16 protein-coding genes are annotated in these 15,847 nt (G+C 40.7%); 12 read left to right on the top strand and 4 right to left on the bottom strand.

The features are described from left to right. Positions 1-107 precede the first annotated feature (107 nt). From rnk to AC6H44_RS13780, 4 genes are all read right to left on the bottom strand, one after another. On the bottom strand, positions 108-521 hold the full coding sequence (gene rnk / locus AC6H44_RS13795) for a nucleoside diphosphate kinase regulator (RefSeq protein WP_500736189.1): 414 nt from the start codon (positions 519-521) through the stop codon (positions 108-110). 170 nt (positions 522-691) lie between these two features. Further along, positions 692-2,338, bottom strand: a complete 1,647-nt coding sequence (gene groL / locus AC6H44_RS13790) for a chaperonin GroEL (RefSeq protein WP_500736188.1) — start codon at positions 2,336-2,338, stop codon at positions 692-694. A gap of 47 nt (positions 2,339-2,385) precedes the next feature. Beyond that, positions 2,386-2,673 carry a co-chaperone GroES gene (locus AC6H44_RS13785; RefSeq protein WP_008113511.1) on the bottom strand — a complete coding sequence of 96 codons (288 nt, stop codon included), beginning with the start codon at positions 2,671-2,673 and terminating at the stop codon, positions 2,386-2,388. 109 nt (positions 2,674-2,782) lie between these two features. After that, entirely contained in the window at positions 2,783-3,262 is a 480-nt protein-coding gene (locus AC6H44_RS13780; RefSeq protein ID WP_500736187.1) for an FxsA family protein, read from the bottom strand. A 238-nt stretch (positions 3,263-3,500) separates the two neighbouring features. Here AC6H44_RS13780 and cutA point away from each other — a divergent pair, with 238 nt between their 5' ends. The 12 genes from cutA (at position 3,501) to hflK (ending at position 15,843) form a co-directional block, all read left to right on the top strand. Then, positions 3,501-3,821 carry a divalent-cation tolerance protein CutA gene (cutA, locus tag AC6H44_RS13775; RefSeq protein ID WP_500736185.1) on the top strand — a complete coding sequence of 107 codons (321 nt, stop codon included), beginning with the start codon at positions 3,501-3,503 and terminating at the stop codon, positions 3,819-3,821. Further along, on the top strand, positions 3,821-5,623 hold the full coding sequence (locus AC6H44_RS13770) for a protein-disulfide reductase DsbD (RefSeq protein WP_500736183.1): 1,803 nt from the start codon (positions 3,821-3,823) through the stop codon (positions 5,621-5,623). Before cutA ends, AC6H44_RS13770 begins: the two co-directional genes overlap by 1 nt. Positions 5,624-5,853: 230 nt before the next feature. After that, positions 5,854-6,306: a type II 3-dehydroquinate dehydratase gene (aroQ, locus tag AC6H44_RS13765; protein WP_500736181.1), complete on the top strand. Its 453-nt coding sequence runs from the start codon at positions 5,854-5,856 to the stop codon at positions 6,304-6,306. Positions 6,307-6,339: 33 nt separating this feature from the next. Further along, the gene (accB, locus tag AC6H44_RS13760; protein WP_500736179.1) at positions 6,340-6,804 is read left to right on the top strand and encodes an acetyl-CoA carboxylase biotin carboxyl carrier protein; all 465 of its coding nucleotides are present in this window, start codon (positions 6,340-6,342) and stop codon (positions 6,802-6,804) included. 26 nt (positions 6,805-6,830) lie between these two features. Continuing rightward, the gene (gene accC / locus AC6H44_RS13755; protein ID WP_500736177.1) at positions 6,831-8,171 is read left to right on the top strand and encodes an acetyl-CoA carboxylase biotin carboxylase subunit; all 1,341 of its coding nucleotides are present in this window, start codon (positions 6,831-6,833) and stop codon (positions 8,169-8,171) included. A 131-nt stretch (positions 8,172-8,302) separates the two neighbouring features. Further along, positions 8,303-8,776 (top strand): tRNA (adenosine(37)-N6)-threonylcarbamoyltransferase complex ATPase subunit type 1 TsaE, encoded by a 474-nt coding sequence (gene tsaE / locus AC6H44_RS13750; RefSeq protein ID WP_500736176.1) that lies wholly within the window; start codon positions 8,303-8,305, stop codon positions 8,774-8,776. Between the two features lie 20 nt (positions 8,777-8,796). Further along, positions 8,797-10,140, top strand: coding sequence for an N-acetylmuramoyl-L-alanine amidase (locus AC6H44_RS13745; protein WP_500736175.1), 1,344 nt, complete (start codon positions 8,797-8,799; stop codon positions 10,138-10,140). A 29-nt stretch (positions 10,141-10,169) separates the two neighbouring features. After that, positions 10,170-11,996: a DNA mismatch repair endonuclease MutL gene (mutL, locus tag AC6H44_RS13740; protein WP_500736174.1), complete on the top strand. Its 1,827-nt coding sequence runs from the start codon at positions 10,170-10,172 to the stop codon at positions 11,994-11,996. A gap of 10 nt (positions 11,997-12,006) precedes the next feature. Continuing rightward, complete coding sequence (gene miaA / locus AC6H44_RS13735; RefSeq protein WP_500736173.1) at positions 12,007-12,924, top strand: tRNA (adenosine(37)-N6)-dimethylallyltransferase MiaA; 918 nt, start codon at positions 12,007-12,009, stop codon at positions 12,922-12,924. 81 nt (positions 12,925-13,005) lie between these two features. Continuing rightward, entirely contained in the window at positions 13,006-13,269 is a 264-nt protein-coding gene (gene hfq, locus AC6H44_RS13730) for an RNA chaperone Hfq (protein ID WP_500736172.1), read from the top strand. A 16-nt stretch (positions 13,270-13,285) separates the two neighbouring features. Continuing rightward, positions 13,286-14,575: a ribosome rescue GTPase HflX gene (gene hflX / locus AC6H44_RS13725; RefSeq protein ID WP_500736171.1), complete on the top strand. Its 1,290-nt coding sequence runs from the start codon at positions 13,286-13,288 to the stop codon at positions 14,573-14,575. Positions 14,576-14,676: 101 nt separating this feature from the next. Further along, positions 14,677-15,843 carry an FtsH protease activity modulator HflK gene (gene hflK, locus AC6H44_RS13720; protein ID WP_500736169.1) on the top strand — a complete coding sequence of 389 codons (1,167 nt, stop codon included), beginning with the start codon at positions 14,677-14,679 and terminating at the stop codon, positions 15,841-15,843. Positions 15,844-15,847: the final 4 nt, after the last annotated feature.

The following is a 15,847-nucleotide window of genomic DNA, read 5'->3' as shown; positions in this document are numbered from 1 at the left end:
ATTAAATTTAATACCAAGTAGGGCATAACTCATCTATAGCAGGTAGGTGTATATTCCTGCTATATAAATTTATTCAAGAGTTTACATATTGTTTTGTATAAAATATCCTAACGGTGTAGCATTCCTGCCCGCTCAGGCTGATAGACAACTTCCTTTATTTTCACTTTAAGTACACCGCCACCTGGCTTAGACCACTCAATTTCATCACCTTGTGATAGACCAAGTAAGGCGCTGCCAACAGGGGCTAAAATTGATATTTTATCAGTACTTGCATCAGCATTTTTTGGATACACTAAGGTCTTAGTAAATTTTTCTTTAGTTGATTCAACGATAAAGTTTACGGTTGAGTTCATTGTAACCACTGTCGAAGGCATATCTTTTGGCTCAACAATTGTTGCACGACCAAGTTCAGCTTCAAGTTCTTTTTCGCCAGCGAAGCTTCCTGCTGGTAATGATTCCATTAAATCATACAATCTATCTGCATCGAGTGATGAGATGATCAGTTCAGGCTTTTTATTCATCTTAATATCCTTAATTATGTTAAATAAAATTTACTCTGAGTATAGTTTGCTTCGTAGTTCAGGTACTGCAATACGCTTAAGTCATTTTATTTGCTACTTTATCGTTGCTCTTAAAGCTAAAAACCCAGCCGAAGCTGGGTTTTATTTGAGCTAGATGGTTAGGGGATGAATTACATCATGCCGCCCATACCACCCATGCCGCCCATACCACCCATATCAGGCGCACCCGCATCATCCTTAGGGATTTCAGCGACCATTGCTTCGGTAGTGATCATTAACCCAGCAATCGAGCCTGCAAACTGAAGAGCAGAGCGCGTTACTTTAGTAGGGTCTAGGATACCCATTTCAATCATGTCGTTGTATTCGCCAGTGGCTGCGTTGTAACCGTAGTTACCTTCACCAGCTTTAACTGCATTAATAACGACGGATGCTTCATCGCCTGCGTTTGTAACGATTTGACGAAGTGGTGCTTCCATTGCACGAAGTGCCACTTTAATACCGTGGTTTTGATCTTCGTTATCGCCAAGTAGTGCTGCTAGTTTACTTGCTGCACGAACTAGAGCAACACCACCGCCAGGGACTACGCCTTCTTCAACCGCTGCGCGCGTTGCATTTAATGCATCTTCAACGCGATCTTTTTTCTCTTTCATTTCCATTTCGGTTGCAGCGCCAACTTTAATTACCGCAACACCGCCAGCTAATTTAGCCATACGCTCTTGCAGTTTTTCTTTGTCGTAATCTGAAGTTGCTTCTTCAATTTGCGCTTTAATTTGTGAAACGCGACCATTAATGCCATCTTCTTCACCAGCACCGTCGATGATAGTCGTATCATCTTTAGTGATAATGACGCGTTTAGCAGTACCTAGGTCTTCAACCGTTGCTTTTTCAAGCTCTAGGCCGATTTCTTCAGAAATTACAGTACCGCCAGTTAACACGGCGATGTCTTGCAGCATAGCTTTACGACGATCGCCAAAGCCAGGTGCTTTAACCGCTGACACTTTAACAATGCCGCGCATGTTGTTAACTACTAGTGTTGCAAGCGCTTCACCCTCAAGGTCTTCAGCAATGATTAGTAATGGCTTACCTGCTTTAGCAACCGCTTCTAATGTTGGTAGTAATTCGCGGATATTAGATATTTTTTTATCTACAAGCAAAATATACGGGTTATCTAGTTCAACCGTGCCTTTTTCTGCGCTGTTAATAAAGTAAGGAGATAAGTAACCACGGTCAAACTGCATGCCTTCAACAACATCCAATTCGTTTTCAAGTGATTGACCTTCTTCTACAGTGATAACACCGCTGTTACGGCCTACTTTTTCCATTGCTTGTGCAATGATGTCGCCAATCTCTTTATCAGAGTTAGCTGAAATAGTACCTACTTGTGCAATGGCTTTGGTATCAGCACATGGTACAGAAAGCGCTTTAAGTTCTGCCACTGCAGCAATGATTGCTTTATCAATACCGCGTTTGAGATCCATTGGGTTCATACCCGCAGCAACCGCTTTAAGCCCTTCATTTACAATAGATTGAGCAAGCACTGTTGCCGTAGTTGTTCCATCACCCGCAGCGTCATTTGCTTTAGACGCTACTTCTTTAACCATTTGCGCGCCCATGTTCTCAAACTTGTCTTCAAGTTCGATTTCTTTTGCCACAGATACGCCATCTTTGGTGATAACTGGTGAGCCAAATGATTTGTCTAGTACGACGTTACGACCTTTAGGGCCTAATGTTACTTTTACTGCATTAGCTAGGATATTTACGCCAGTTAGCATTTTAGCGCGTGCATCACCTGCAAAAAGTACTTCTTTTGCTGTCATTTTTATTTCCTCTAAATTCTTAAATGTATGTTAAATGAAAAGTAGCTTTAGCCTACAATGCCTAAAATATTGTCTTCACGCATGATCAGGTACTCTTGACCTTCGATCTTTTCAGTTTTTTCAACATATGAGCCAAATAACACAGTGTCACCGGCTTTCACTTCTAATGCTCGAACGTCACCGTTTTCTAAAACGCGACCATTACCAACGGCAACAACTTCTCCGCGAGTTGATTTTTCAGCTGCAGAGCCAGTTAGTACAATACCGCCAGCAGACTTGGTTTCTTCTTCTAGACGCTTGATGATTACGCGATCTTGTAAAGGACGAATGTTCATGTTTTTAGTTCTCCTAACAGTTTCTGAACAATACAGAAAAAAGTGTTTCTAAGTTGCATTCAATAATGGGGGTGGAGTCAAAAATTCCAAGAGAAAAAACGATAAATTTTTAATCTTTTCGCTCAAATTCGCCATCTATTGTTTTGGGGCGTTTTTCATCTTGCTCATGGTGCATTGATTGATGAGGTTGTGAAAACCCTGAAGAGCTCGTTTGATGCATGCTGGCGCTCATTCTCACTGTTGCTTGGCTGGCAAGTCCTGCAGCTAGTTTGTTACGAATAGCAGGAGTAAGAAGGAGCAAGCCAAATACATCAGTCATAATGCCGGGTGTTAATAAAAGTACCCCAGCAATAATGACACAAATACCAGTAAATAATTCTTTCGCCGGCATTTGTCCTTGAGCCATTTGTATTTGTACGTTTTTTAGTGCGTCCATTCCTTGCTGTCTCACCATTTTCGCACCCACAATGGCAGTTAATACCACCAAGGCAATTGTTGCAAAGCCACCTATCACATCACTAACCTGAATTAGTAAAGCAATTTCAATAATAGGGATGATGATAAACAGCAAAAATAAAATTCTAAACATAAGACTCTCTAAAAATGACACTCATTAAGGTGTTAATGAAATATAAATGAGGGTTGTCGGGTCTATTTTCAAGCAAATACAGCCAAATTATAAACTTTAATGTCAGTTAAGTTATAAATAGTGGGTTTAAACCAATTTATAACAACAACCTAAAACGTCAACAGTGTTAGTGTCTACACATTACACCCGCTATCAGCTACTATGGGGCTAGACCCCTGTAAACAAGTAAAGGTTCACTATGACAACGCAATTTAAACTTATTTTTACCACTTGCAAAGATAACGATGAAGCCCGTTTATTGGCTACGGCACTAATTGAAAAAAAATTAGCTGCTTGTGTAAACATTTTACCAGCCATGACTTCTATTTACATATGGGATGGTGAAGTAGCCGAAGCAACAGAAGTGAAACTGCTAATAAAAACAAAGTCTGACAAGATGAACGATGTATTTTTAACTTTAAAAGATCTTCACAGCTATGAAGTGCCTGAGATACAAGTAGTCGATGTATCAACTGGTAATTTGGCTTACTTTAACTGGATGGACGAGGTGCTTCATTAATGCGCTTTATTTTATTTTTTTTATTGAGCATTTTAATGGCGCCTGTTTGGGCAACACAAAATAGCCTAGATGATTTTTTAAAACCAGCGCAGCATAGTTTTTTACCGGTAAATGAAGCGTTTGTATTTGATTTTGATCAGCAAGGCAGTACATTATTTATTGGCTGGGATGTTGCTGATGGTTACTACTTATACAAAGACAAAGTAGAAATTATTGCCAAAGGTGCGAACATTGAAGTCCCAGAGCTAGGCGCTGGTGAAATAATTGAAGATGAGTTTTTTGGTAAAACCGAGGTGTTTTTTAATTCCCTCAGTATCATCAGCAAGCTTAGTAATGTAAATGAAAATGCCGTTGTAAAAGTGCGTTACCAAGGCTGTGCAAAAGCAGGGCTGTGTTATCCCCCAGAGATTATTAATGTTCCATTAAGTGCGCTAGCAAGTGAAGCTAATACTGAAAAAAATACAGCAAGCAGTGCATTTGCAGCACTTAGTCAACCTGCAGAAAAACCAACGACTGCCGCATCACCTAAAAAAGAACTCACATTTACAGAGCAGTTAGCCAGTCAGAGCTTAATGGTTAACTTAGCGATATTTTTTGCTGTGGGTGTAGGTTTAGCATTTACGCCCTGCGTATTTCCGATGTTTCCTATTTTATCTAGCCTAATTGCAGGTCAAAAGAATCTGTCTACCAAAAAAGCATTTGCGCTATCATTTGTTTATATTCAAGGTATGGCAATGACTTATGCCGCATTAGGGTTGGTGGTTGCTGCATTAGGCGGCCAAGTGCAAGGATACTTACAACACCCATATGTATTAATAAGCTTTAGTTTGTTGTTTGTATTGCTGGCTATGTCGATGTTTGGTTGGTACCAAATTAAATTACCCAGTGGCATGATGAATAAACTGACCCAAGTAAGTAACAATCAAAAAGGCGGTAATTATATTGGGGTGTTTTTGATGGGGGTTTTATCAGGGCTTATTGCATCACCCTGTACCACTGCGCCTTTATCAGCTGCGTTATTATTTGTTGCGCAAAGTGGCGATTATTTAGTCGGCGGGCTAACGCTTTACGTGCTCAGTTTAGGAATGGGGTTACCACTGTTACTTCTTGGTACATCTGGAGGTAAGTTATTACCTAAGGCTGGCGGCTGGATGGAGCAGGTTAAAACCTTGTTTGGTTTTATTATGTTAGTTGTACCACTTATTTTACTAGAGCGAATTATTGATATTGAAATAATTATGCTACTTGCTGGGTTGTTAGCTATCGCTACAGCGCTTTATTTACATTACTGGCAAAGTGCTCAATCGCAAGGGAAGTTAAAGACCTTATTGTGGTTTATGGCTGTTTTATTAGTGCTTACGGGCTTTAACTTAACCAAAAGCTATTTTTGGCCAACACCCGTCGTGAGCTTACAAACAACCGCACAAAGCAATGAGTTTAAACACGTTGCTAACTTAGCAGAGCTAAAGCAAGCGGTATCACAAGCAAATAGTGAAGGGCGCATGGTAATGGTTGATTTATATGCTGACTGGTGTATTGCGTGTAAAGAGTTTGAACATTACACATTTCCTGACTCGCAAGTGCAAGCTGAGTTTAGTCATTATCAACTGATTCAAATTGACCTAACTCAAAGCAATAATGACACAATTGAGCTGATGGAAGCTTATTCTGTATTTGGTTTACCAAGTATTTTATTTTTTAATACTCAAGGTGAAGAGCTAAGTTTACAACGTGTTACCGGTTTTTTAAATGCTGATGATTTTGCTAAGCACCTTGCTGCAGTGCGTGCCAGCGCTGAATAATCTTTTTATATGGCACAACATGATTATTCATGTTGTGCCGTTATTCCTCCCTTAAAATCCGTCCCCAGAATAGAGATTAGACCAGTATTTTGCTGCTATTTACTTCGAAATCACTATAATAGTTGGTTAACGTGAGAAATTGTTGCTATCTTGCTTTTTTCAGCTTACTTTTTAGTGAAAAATTAGCTGGTAACCGCTTAACTCATTACTTATAGGATATATCGCGTATTATGACTGCAAAATTGAAGATTTTAGTTATAAATGGCCCAAATTTAAACATGCTAGGAAAGCGTGAACCCGATAAGTACGGTTCGCAGTCTTTAGAGCATATTATGAGCGAGCTAAACAGCGCTGCTAATAGTTTAGATGTGGCGCTAACGCATTTTCAAAGTAATAGTGAGCAAGCGCTCATTGAACGCATTCATGATGCTTGGCAAACGGTTGATTACATAATAATTAACCCAGCAGCATTTACGCATACAAGCGTCGCATTACGTGATGCATTGCTAAGCGTTGATATTCCGTTTTTTGAAGTGCACTTAAGTAATGTGCATGCACGTGAAACGTTTCGTCACCAGTCTTATTTTTCTGATGTGGCGCAAGGCGTTATTTGTGGATTAGGTGCAATGGGTTATCACGCTGCTTTAAATGCAGCAGTAAGTCGATTGCAAAACTCAAACTAAATTTAAACTAACAAACTAATAGGCGGGCCGTTTATGGATATTCGCAAGATCAAAAAACTAATTGAATTAGTAGAAGAATCAGGTATTGCAGAGCTAGAAATCACTGAAGGTGAAGAATCAGTACGTATTAACCGCAACAATATGAGTGCCGGTCCTGCTTATGCACAATTTGCACCACAGCAATACGCTCCAGCACCTGCGCCAGCAGCGGCTGCACCATCAGCACCTGTAACCGCTGAGCCTGAAGCACCAGCAGGCCCTTCAGGTTATCAAGTTAAATCACCTATGGTGGGTTCTTTTTATGCGGCAGCTTCACCAGAGGCACCAGCCTATGTGGAAGTGGGTTCTCAGGTTAAAGTTGGCGATACATTATGTATCGTTGAAGCAATGAAAATGATGAACCAAATAGAGTCAGATAAAGCCGGTACAGTGAAAGCAATTTTGGTAGAAAACGGCGAGCCAGTAGAATTTGATCAACCTTTATTCATTATTGAATAATAGCGCAACGTAAAAGGTCAACTCTTATGTTAGATAAAGTAGTCATTGCAAACCGAGGTGAAATTGCACTTCGTATATTGCGCGCCTGCAAAGAGCTTGGGATCAAAACAGTTGCTGTACATTCAACGGCTGATCGCGATCTTAAGCATGTATTGCTAGCAGATGAAACCATTTGTATTGGTAAACCTGCGGCAACTGATAGTTACTTAGACATTCCTCGTATTATTGCTGCCGCTGAAATTACTGATGCGGTTGCTATTCACCCAGGATATGGTTTTCTTGCAGAAAATGCAGACTTTGCCGATCAAGTTGAGCAAAGTGGTTTTGTATTTATTGGTCCTCGTGGCGATACAATTCGTCTTATGGGCGATAAAGTATCGGCAATCGAAGCAATGCGTAAAGCCGGTGTACCGTGTGTACCTGGTTCTGATGGTCCAGTATCGGATGATAAAGAACGCAATATGCAAATTGCCAAGCGCATTGGTTACCCAGTGATCATAAAAGCAGCTGGTGGCGGTGGTGGTCGTGGTATGCGTGTTGTTCGTAATGAATCAGAGTTAATCGATTCAATTGCGCTGACGCAACAAGAAGCTAAACAGTTTTTTGGCAACAGCATGGTTTACATGGAAAAATTCCTTGAAAATCCACGCCATATTGAAGTGCAAGTATTGGCTGATGGTCAAGGTAATGCAGTTCACTTAGGCGAGCGTGATTGTTCAATGCAACGTCGCCATCAAAAAGTAGTGGAAGAAGCGCCAGCACCGGGTATTACTGCAGAAGTGCGTAAGTTTATTGGTGAGCGTTGTACGCGTGCATGTATTGAAATTGGTTATCGTGGTGCGGGTACGTTTGAGTTTTTATACGAAAACGGTGAGTTTTACTTCATCGAAATGAACACCCGCATTCAGGTTGAGCACCCAGTGACTGAAATGGTTACCGGTGTTGATTTAATTAAAGAGCAGCTAAAAATTGCTGCTGGTCAGCCTTTATCATTTACGCAAGACGATGTTGTTATTCGTGGCCATGCTATTGAGTGTCGTATTAATGCTGAAGATCCAGAAACCTTTATTCCATCGCCTGGTAAAATTACCCGTTTTCATCCAGCAGGTGGGTTAGGTATTCGTTGGGATAGTCATATTTACGCTGACTACACAGTTCCTCCGTATTACGATTCAATGATTGGCAAGCTGATAACGTATGGTGAAAACCGTGATGTGGCGATTGCCCGCGCCCGTAATGCACTTAACGAACTGGTAATCGACGGGATTAAAACCAATACTTCACTGCATAAGCGTATTCTTGCAGATGAAAATTTCAAAAACGGGGGGACTAATATCCACTACCTCGAGAAGAAATTAGGGTTATAATTTTTTAGTGATTAAAAACCGAACCGGCTTAGGCCGGTTTTTTTATCTTTAAAAACGAGGCGGTATCACCTTAAATAAATAATCTGGTATGATTAACAAATATGCGCTTTTCGTAAAATTTTGAGGTAATCATGTCGTGTAGTTTTGATTTTCATTTAGTTGATGAAATTGCCACTGTTACTATGGGTAATAAATTAGCTGCCATAATAGAGCAAGGGGCAGTTATTTATTTGCACGGTGATTTAGGGGCCGGTAAAACGACATTTACTCGCGGTATAGTGCAAGGCTTTGGTCATACAGGTAAGGTTAAAAGTCCAACATATACATTAGTGGAGCCTTATGAGCTTGCGCGCGGTAATGTTTATCATTTTGACTTATACCGATTAGGTGACCCTGAAGAACTTGAATTTATGGGTATTCGTGATTATTTTTCAACGGATGCAACATGTATCGTCGAATGGCCAGAAAAAGGTGGAGAATTTATTCCTGTTCCTGATTTAAATATTACGCTAAGTTATGTCGGTGATGAGCGTCACATTGTAATTAACAGTGCCAGTAAGCGTGGTGCCGCAATTGTTGAAAAACTAAAGTATATAATCAAATAGTTAAGGCAGTAATTATCAAAATGACTAGTGGTTTAGTTAAGCTCTTTATTTACCTCATGGTGTTAACAGTGAGTTTGCCATTGTGGGCGCAAAACACGATTAATAGCGTGCGGGTATGGCCATCACCTGATAGTACACGGGTGGTATTTGATTTAGATGATAAGCCTGACTTTAGTTATTTTATGTTAAAAAATCCAAGTCGCTTAGTCGTGGATTTAGAAAACACCGATAAACTAAAAATATTGCCAAAGGTGCCAGCTAAGCATCAAATTGTGAGTAAATTACGTTACTCTAAGCCTAAAAATAAAGACAGTGTTCGCTTAGTGTTTGAATTAAGTGGTCCAACAAAACCGGTTATATTTGCACTTGCCCCCACAGGCCCTTATAAAAACAGATTAGTGGTTGATATATACGATAAAAGCCAGGCAAGCGATACAGTAACCCCCGCACAGACGGCAGCTAAAAAACGTCGATTAAGCCAAGAACGCGACATCATAATTGCAATCGATGCAGGGCATGGTGGCGAAGATCCGGGTTCAATTGGTCCTTCGGGTACTTATGAAAAAGATATTACATTACAAATAGCTAAACGTTTAGAGCGAATGATTGATGCGGAACGTGGCATGATTTCGCGCATGGTTCGCAGTGGTGATTATTTCGTTAAGCTTAATACGCGAACAAATCGAGCGCGTGAGAAAAAAGCCGATTTTTATGTTTCTATTCATGCTGATGCTTTTACTAGTCCCGGACCTAATGGTGCCTCGGTGTGGGTTTTATCGCTGCGACGCGCTAATTCAGAGATTGGTAAGTGGATGGAGGATAAAGAAAAGCACTCTGAGCTACTAGGCGGGGCTGCGGATGTAATTAAAGACACGGCTAACGAAAAGTATCTAGCGCAAGCACTGCTTGATATGTCTATGGATCATTCTATGAAAACAGGGCTAAGTGTTGCTGACGAGGTAATAAAAGAATTAAAAAAAGTAGCCAAAATGCATAAAAAAGCACCTCAACATGCAAGCTTAGCCGTGCTTAAATCGCCAGATATTCCGTCTATTTTGGTTGAAACTGGGTTTATATCTAACCCAAATGAAGAGCGGTTACTCAAAAGTGCTAACCACCAAGAGCGTCTCGCTAAGGCGATGTTTACTTCTATTAAAAACTATTATTTGCGTAACCCGCCCGATGATTCATTGTTTGCTAAATTAAAGTCACAATACCCCACAAAACATAAGGTTCGACCCGGTGAATCATTAAGTATGTTAGCTGGGCGATATCGCGTTAGCATTCATCAAATAAAGCAAGTTAATAAACTCAGTTCAGATACTTTATTCATTGGTCAGGAACTTGATATTCCACAAAGCTAATTTACAAGCGCATAACATTTAAGGTTTTTATGAGTATTGAAATATTACCTGCGCGCTTAGCAAACCAAATTGCGGCGGGTGAGGTTGTCGAACGTCCTGCTTCGGTGGTTAAAGAGTTAGTCGAAAATAGCCTTGATGCAGGTGCAACGCGAATTCAAATTGACATTGAGCGTGGCGGTCATAAGCTTATTCGTATTCGGGATAATGGGGTGGGTATTGCAAAAGAGGAGCTTACTTTAGCGCTCTCTCGTCATGCAACCAGTAAATTAAAGTCACTCGATGATTTAGAAAATATTTGCTCTCTTGGTTTTCGAGGTGAAGCTTTAGCCTCAATTAGCTCCGTTTCGCGTTTAACTTTGAGCTCTAAGCCCGAAAAACAAGAAACTGCATGGCAGGCTTTTGCACAAGGCCGCGATATGGCGGTTGAGGTGAAGCCTGTAGCTCACCCTGTCGGTACTACTATCGAAGTAAAAGACTTATTTTTTAATACCCCAGCACGGCGTAAGTTCTTACGTACCGAAAAAACGGAATTTAGCCATATTGATGAGCTAATTAAACGCATAGCGCTGAGCCGGTTTGATGTATCTATTACGCTCACTCACAATGAGAAAGTAGTCAGGCAATATCGCGCTAAAACAGACCCAGCTCAAGCAATTAACCGCGTAGCACAAGTCGCGGGCAAGGCATTTGCAGAGCAAGGGTTACATATCCAATCGGGTGAAGGCGGGCTGCAGCTACATGGCTGGGTACTGCCTGTCGGCTCGGCTAATACCACTCAATATACCTATGTTAATAATCGCATGATGCGCGACAAGCTTATTTTGCATGCCATTCGCCAAGCGTTTGAAGAAGTCAGTGGTGAGCAAGAGCTCCCTGGGTTTGTGATTTACATTGATATAGACCCACGCCAAGTGGATGTTAACGTGCATCCCGCTAAGCATGAAGTGCGCTTTCATCAAGGGCGCTTAGTGCATGACTTTATTTTACAAGCCATTAAACAAGTTGTGGTGCCGCTTCAAACTGAATGTGCACATTCGCCAGTAGTGCAAACCAATGACTCATCCTTGGCACCATTTAACTCACAAAATACTGCCAGTAGTGAACTGTTCGATTACCCCAAGTCGTCATTACAATCTAATCATACATCATCGAAGAGTGGTTCCTCTTATGGTGGCAGTCGTCAGGGCGCGAGCAATCAGTCGCGTGCTGAAAGTCAAAATTATCATGATGTAAATGCGTTTTATCAAGGCGTGAGCGAGCAACAAGCACAGCACTTTGATAATGCGGCCACAATTGTGCAATCTAATAAGACGCAAGTATCAGATACCGCATTTAACACTGTCGATATAATTAGTATTGAACAGGGCGCTTGTGTATTTAACGATGAAAACCAACTTTATTGCTCACATTTTAAATATGCGCTTACTGATGATTGGCTTACACAAATTAAAGAGCACGGCAGCCTTGAAGGCAAAGCACTTTTACTGCCAGTACGTGTTAATCTATCAAAACAAGACACTGAGCTACTTGTATCTCAACAGTCTTGGTTTACGTTACTTGGTTTTGAGTTATTAATAGAAAAACAATTCGTTATGGTAAAAAAACTGCCTATTTGTTTGTATTTACTCGATGTTAGTATTGCAGTAGATGCATTACTTGATGGGTGTCAGTCTCAATTTGAAAATGTTGAACAGTGGCTCGCATGGCAGGCAAATGCAACCCCTACACGGTTTTATGCAAGCAATGCTTTTTTAGAGCAGCAAACGCGCTTACAAAATAATGTGCAAACAATTGAACGTTTACGGCAAAAAGCAGTTAAAATAGACTTAACGTCTTATTTAGCGCAATTTAATTAAGGTATTCGTGTTGAGTAATTTACCGGTCATATTTTTAATGGGCCCCACTGCTGCTGGTAAAACAGCATTAGCAATGTCATTGTGTGAACACTTAAATACAGAAATTATTAGTGTTGATTCGGCACTGATCTACAAAGGTATGGATATTGGCACCGCTAAACCTAATTCTGATGAATTAGCACGCGCTCCGCATCACCTAATTGATTTACTGGATCCAAGCGAAAGTTATTCAGTGGCTGATTTTAGACGCGATGCAATAGAAAAAATTGATAAATTTCATCAACAAGGTAAAGTGCCTGTACTTGTTGGAGGTACAATGATGTACTTTAAAGCCTTAATTGATGGATTATCTCCTTTACCTGAGGCTGATGAGCAGATAAGAGCCGAGCTTGAAATGCAGGCAAATCAGCATGGCTGGCCGCATTTGTATCAAGAGCTACTAGCAATAGATCCACAAGCTGCGCAAAAAATGAGTGAAAATGACTCACAAAGAATTAATCGCGCTTTAGAAGTCTTTCGTATAACAGGTAAGACAATGACTGAGTTGCAAAAGCAAAAGCAGCCACCTTTATCTTATACTTTTTATCAATTTGCTATTGCACCAGATGATCGTAGTGAACTACATGATCGAATTGAAAAAAGGTTTAAAATAATGATTGATCAGGGGTTTGAAAATGAAGTTTCGGCCCTATATCTACGTGAGGATTTACATCCCAATATGCCTTCTATTCGTTGTGTAGGTTATAGACAGATGTGGGATTACCTTGCGGGTGAAATCGATCATGATGAAATGGTTTTTCGCGGTATAGCTGCCACTCGTCAGTTGGCCAAGCGTCAATTAACATGGTTAAGAAGTTGGCCAGATGTTACATGGTTAACAACCGGTGATGAAGAAAACTTGCATCGTGTAGTAAGTTCGCTAAGCTAGTAGTAGTTGGACAAAATTTAGCTTTGTTAAATCAGTTCAATCACTTAATTATAATAACACCTAGAACGAAGGAATAATAACATGGCAAAAGGCCAATCGTTACAAGACCCATTTTTAAATGCACTGCGCCGTGAGCGTATTCCAGTATCAATCTTTTTGGTAAATGGCATAAAATTACAAGGTAAAATTCAGTCATTTGACCAATTTGTAATTTTACTGGAAAACACTGTAAATCAAATGGTGTATAAACACGCAATTTCAACAGTTGTACCTGCACGCGCAGTCAACTTCCAAGGTGTTCTGGGAAGTGAAGACACTGAAGAACCTGAAGTCGGAAATTCTTAAATTAGGAGCGTAATGCTTGTTTGACCGCTATAAATCTGGCGAACAGGCGATCTTAGTTCATATTGACTTGCCTAAAGAGGGGGATCGCGAAGATCTTCACGAATTAGAAATGTTGGTATCTTCTGCTGGTGTTAGTAGTTTGGCGGTTGTGCAAGGCAGCCGTCAAGCACCACATCCGAAATTATTTGTCGGTACTGGCAAAGCAGAAGAAATAGCTGAAATCGTCAAAATCCACAACGCCGATGTTGTCATTTTTAACCATCAGTTAAGTCCGTCTCAAGAACGCAATTTAGAGCGTGTTTGCCAATGTCGTGTACTTGACAGAACTACACTTATTCTTGATATTTTTGCTCAGCGAGCGCGTACTCATGAAGGTAAACTTCAGGTTGAGTTGGCGCAACTTCGTCACATGTCAACGCGTTTAATCCGCGGATGGACTCACCTTGAACGTCAAAAAGGCGGTATTGGTTTGCGTGGTCCGGGTGAAACACAGTTGGAAACCGATCGGCGCTTATTACGAGCACGTATAAAAAATATTCGTGCACGGCTTGCTAAAGTGGCTGTACAGCGAGAGCAAGGACGACGCGCTCGTACTCGTAACGAAATACCAACAGTGTCGTTGGTAGGTTATACTAATGCGGGTAAATCAACGTTATTTAATTATATTACCCACTCAGATGTATATGCAGCCGATCAGTTATTTGCAACACTCGACCCCACACTGCGTAAGTTAGATATTGGTGATGTAGGTTCGGTGATTTTAGCGGACACAGTAGGGTTTATTCGTCATTTACCCCACGATTTAGTGGCTGCATTTAAAGCAACCCTAACCGAAACGCGAGAGGCTGATTTACAACTACATGTGATTGATGCAGCTGATGCTCGTCGCAAAGAAAATATCGAGCAAGTACAAGCTGTACTTAAAGAAATTGAAGCCGATGAGGTTCCACAATTATTAGTTTATAATAAAATCGATGCCATGGATGATGTGAGCCCTCGTATTGATCGTGATGACCAAGGCCAGCCTATAAGAGTATGGTTGTCAGCAAAAACCGGTGAAGGCTGTGAATTACTCAGTAAAGCAATAAGTGAACTGTTGGCAAAAAAAATGCTTAACGAAACTCTATTACTTACGCAAAAGTATGGACGTTTAAGAGCATCTTTATTTAATTTGAACGCAGTTCAGAATGAGCGTTTTGATGAGCAAGGTAATTGGCTGCTAGATGTGCGCTTACCTGTGATTGAGTGGAACCGATTGCTTAAAGATTTTGGTCCTGAAATTGATGGTTTTATCAACAGTGACTAAAAAAATAAAAGATTAATGTCGGTTTTAGTATAAGAAATGCGGAAGATTTGTTAGATTTAACACAATTTCCTAATTTATTTAGATAACAATGGAGTATAGCTATGGCCTGGAATGAACCGGGTAATAATGGCAATGATAAAGATCCGTGGAATAAAAAAGGCGGACGAGATCAGGGCCCACCAGATTTAGACGAGGTGTTCCGTAAATTCAGTAACAAGTTCAACGGGCTATTTGGCGGTAAAAAATCCGGCAATAGTGGCGGCGGGCTTGGTGGAGCTGGTATTTCATTCATACTTGTTATTGCCATTATCGTGTGGGCATTAAGTGGTATTTACACCGTTAAAGAATCTGAACGAGGAATTGTGTTGCAGTTTGGTCAGTACGATCGCATTGCAGAACCAGGTTTACGCTGGAAAATGACATTTATCGAAAAGGTTGTGCCAATAAACATTGAAGCAGTTCGTTCGTTATCTACATCTGGTTTTATGCTTACCGAGGATGAAAACCTGGTAAGCGTTGAATTTGAAGTTCAATATCGTGTGATAGACCCATTTACCTATAAGTATAGTGTTACAAATGCTGATAGTAGTTTAGCTGAGGCATTAGATAGTGCGCTTCGCTATGTTGTCGGTCACTCTAAGATGGATCAAGTTTTAACTGACGGAAGAGAAGTTGTTCGCCAAAATACGTGGGATGAGCTTAGTAAAATCATTGAACCATACAGCTTAGGTTTAATTGTAACTGATGTTAACTTTAAAGACTCTCGCCCTCCTGCTCAGGTTAAAGATGCGTTTGATGATGCGATTGCTGCTCAAGAAGATGAACAACGTTTTATCCGAGAGGCTGAAGCGTATGCACGTGAAATTGAGCCGCGCGCGCGCGGTCAAGTTACCCGCATGACTCAAGAAGCTATAGGTTATCAAGAGCGTATAACGCTTGAAGCACAAGGTGAAGTGGCTCGTTTTGAAAAGCTTTTACCGGAATATCAAGCGGCGAAGCAAGTAACACGTGAACGCTTATATATTGATACTATGCAAGAAGTGCTTAGTAACAGTTCAAAAGTGATAGTTGATGTTAAAGGGGGTAATAATATGATGTACCTACCGCTTGACAAAATAATGGAAAAGCAGGGTTCAGCAACACGCGTAGCACTACCAAGTTCAAGCGACATTAATGATTTACGTAATAAAGTAGATACGTCGCAAAACAGTAGTGTAAACAGTGGCGGTGACCGCTTTAACAACGACCGCTTTAATGATGGGAGATAAGCAC

The sequence above is a fragment of the Pseudoalteromonas sp. TAP-3C genome (assembly GCF_059888565.1).
The sequence above is the reverse complement of the archived record's forward strand: the minus strand, read 5'-3'. Positions and strand labels throughout refer to the sequence as shown.

What these genes read in the sequence shown, in the direction of transcription:
- rnk (WP_500736189.1), bottom strand. Translation starts at nt 521, where the DNA reads ATGAATAAAAAGCCTGAACTGATCATCTCATCACTCGATGCAGATAGA.
- groL (WP_500736188.1), bottom strand. Translation starts at nt 2,338, where the DNA reads ATGACAGCAAAAGAAGTACTTTTTGCAGGTGATGCACGCGCTAAAATG.
- AC6H44_RS13785 (WP_008113511.1), bottom strand. Translation starts at nt 2,673, where the DNA reads ATGAACATTCGTCCTTTACAAGATCGCGTAATCATCAAGCGTCTAGAA.
- AC6H44_RS13780 (WP_500736187.1), bottom strand. Translation starts at nt 3,262, where the DNA reads ATGTTTAGAATTTTATTTTTGCTGTTTATCATCATCCCTATTATTGAA.
- cutA (WP_500736185.1), top strand. Translation starts at nt 3,501, where the DNA reads ATGACAACGCAATTTAAACTTATTTTTACCACTTGCAAAGATAACGAT.
- AC6H44_RS13770 (WP_500736183.1), top strand. Translation starts at nt 3,821, where the DNA reads ATGCGCTTTATTTTATTTTTTTTATTGAGCATTTTAATGGCGCCTGTT.
- aroQ (WP_500736181.1), top strand. Translation starts at nt 5,854, where the DNA reads ATGACTGCAAAATTGAAGATTTTAGTTATAAATGGCCCAAATTTAAAC.
- accB (WP_500736179.1), top strand. Translation starts at nt 6,340, where the DNA reads ATGGATATTCGCAAGATCAAAAAACTAATTGAATTAGTAGAAGAATCA.
- accC (WP_500736177.1), top strand. Translation starts at nt 6,831, where the DNA reads ATGTTAGATAAAGTAGTCATTGCAAACCGAGGTGAAATTGCACTTCGT.
- tsaE (WP_500736176.1), top strand. Translation starts at nt 8,303, where the DNA reads ATGTCGTGTAGTTTTGATTTTCATTTAGTTGATGAAATTGCCACTGTT.
- AC6H44_RS13745 (WP_500736175.1), top strand. Translation starts at nt 8,797, where the DNA reads ATGACTAGTGGTTTAGTTAAGCTCTTTATTTACCTCATGGTGTTAACA.
- mutL (WP_500736174.1), top strand. Translation starts at nt 10,170, where the DNA reads ATGAGTATTGAAATATTACCTGCGCGCTTAGCAAACCAAATTGCGGCG.
- hfq (WP_500736172.1), top strand. Translation starts at nt 13,006, where the DNA reads ATGGCAAAAGGCCAATCGTTACAAGACCCATTTTTAAATGCACTGCGC.
- hflK (WP_500736169.1), top strand. Translation starts at nt 14,677, where the DNA reads ATGGCCTGGAATGAACCGGGTAATAATGGCAATGATAAAGATCCGTGG.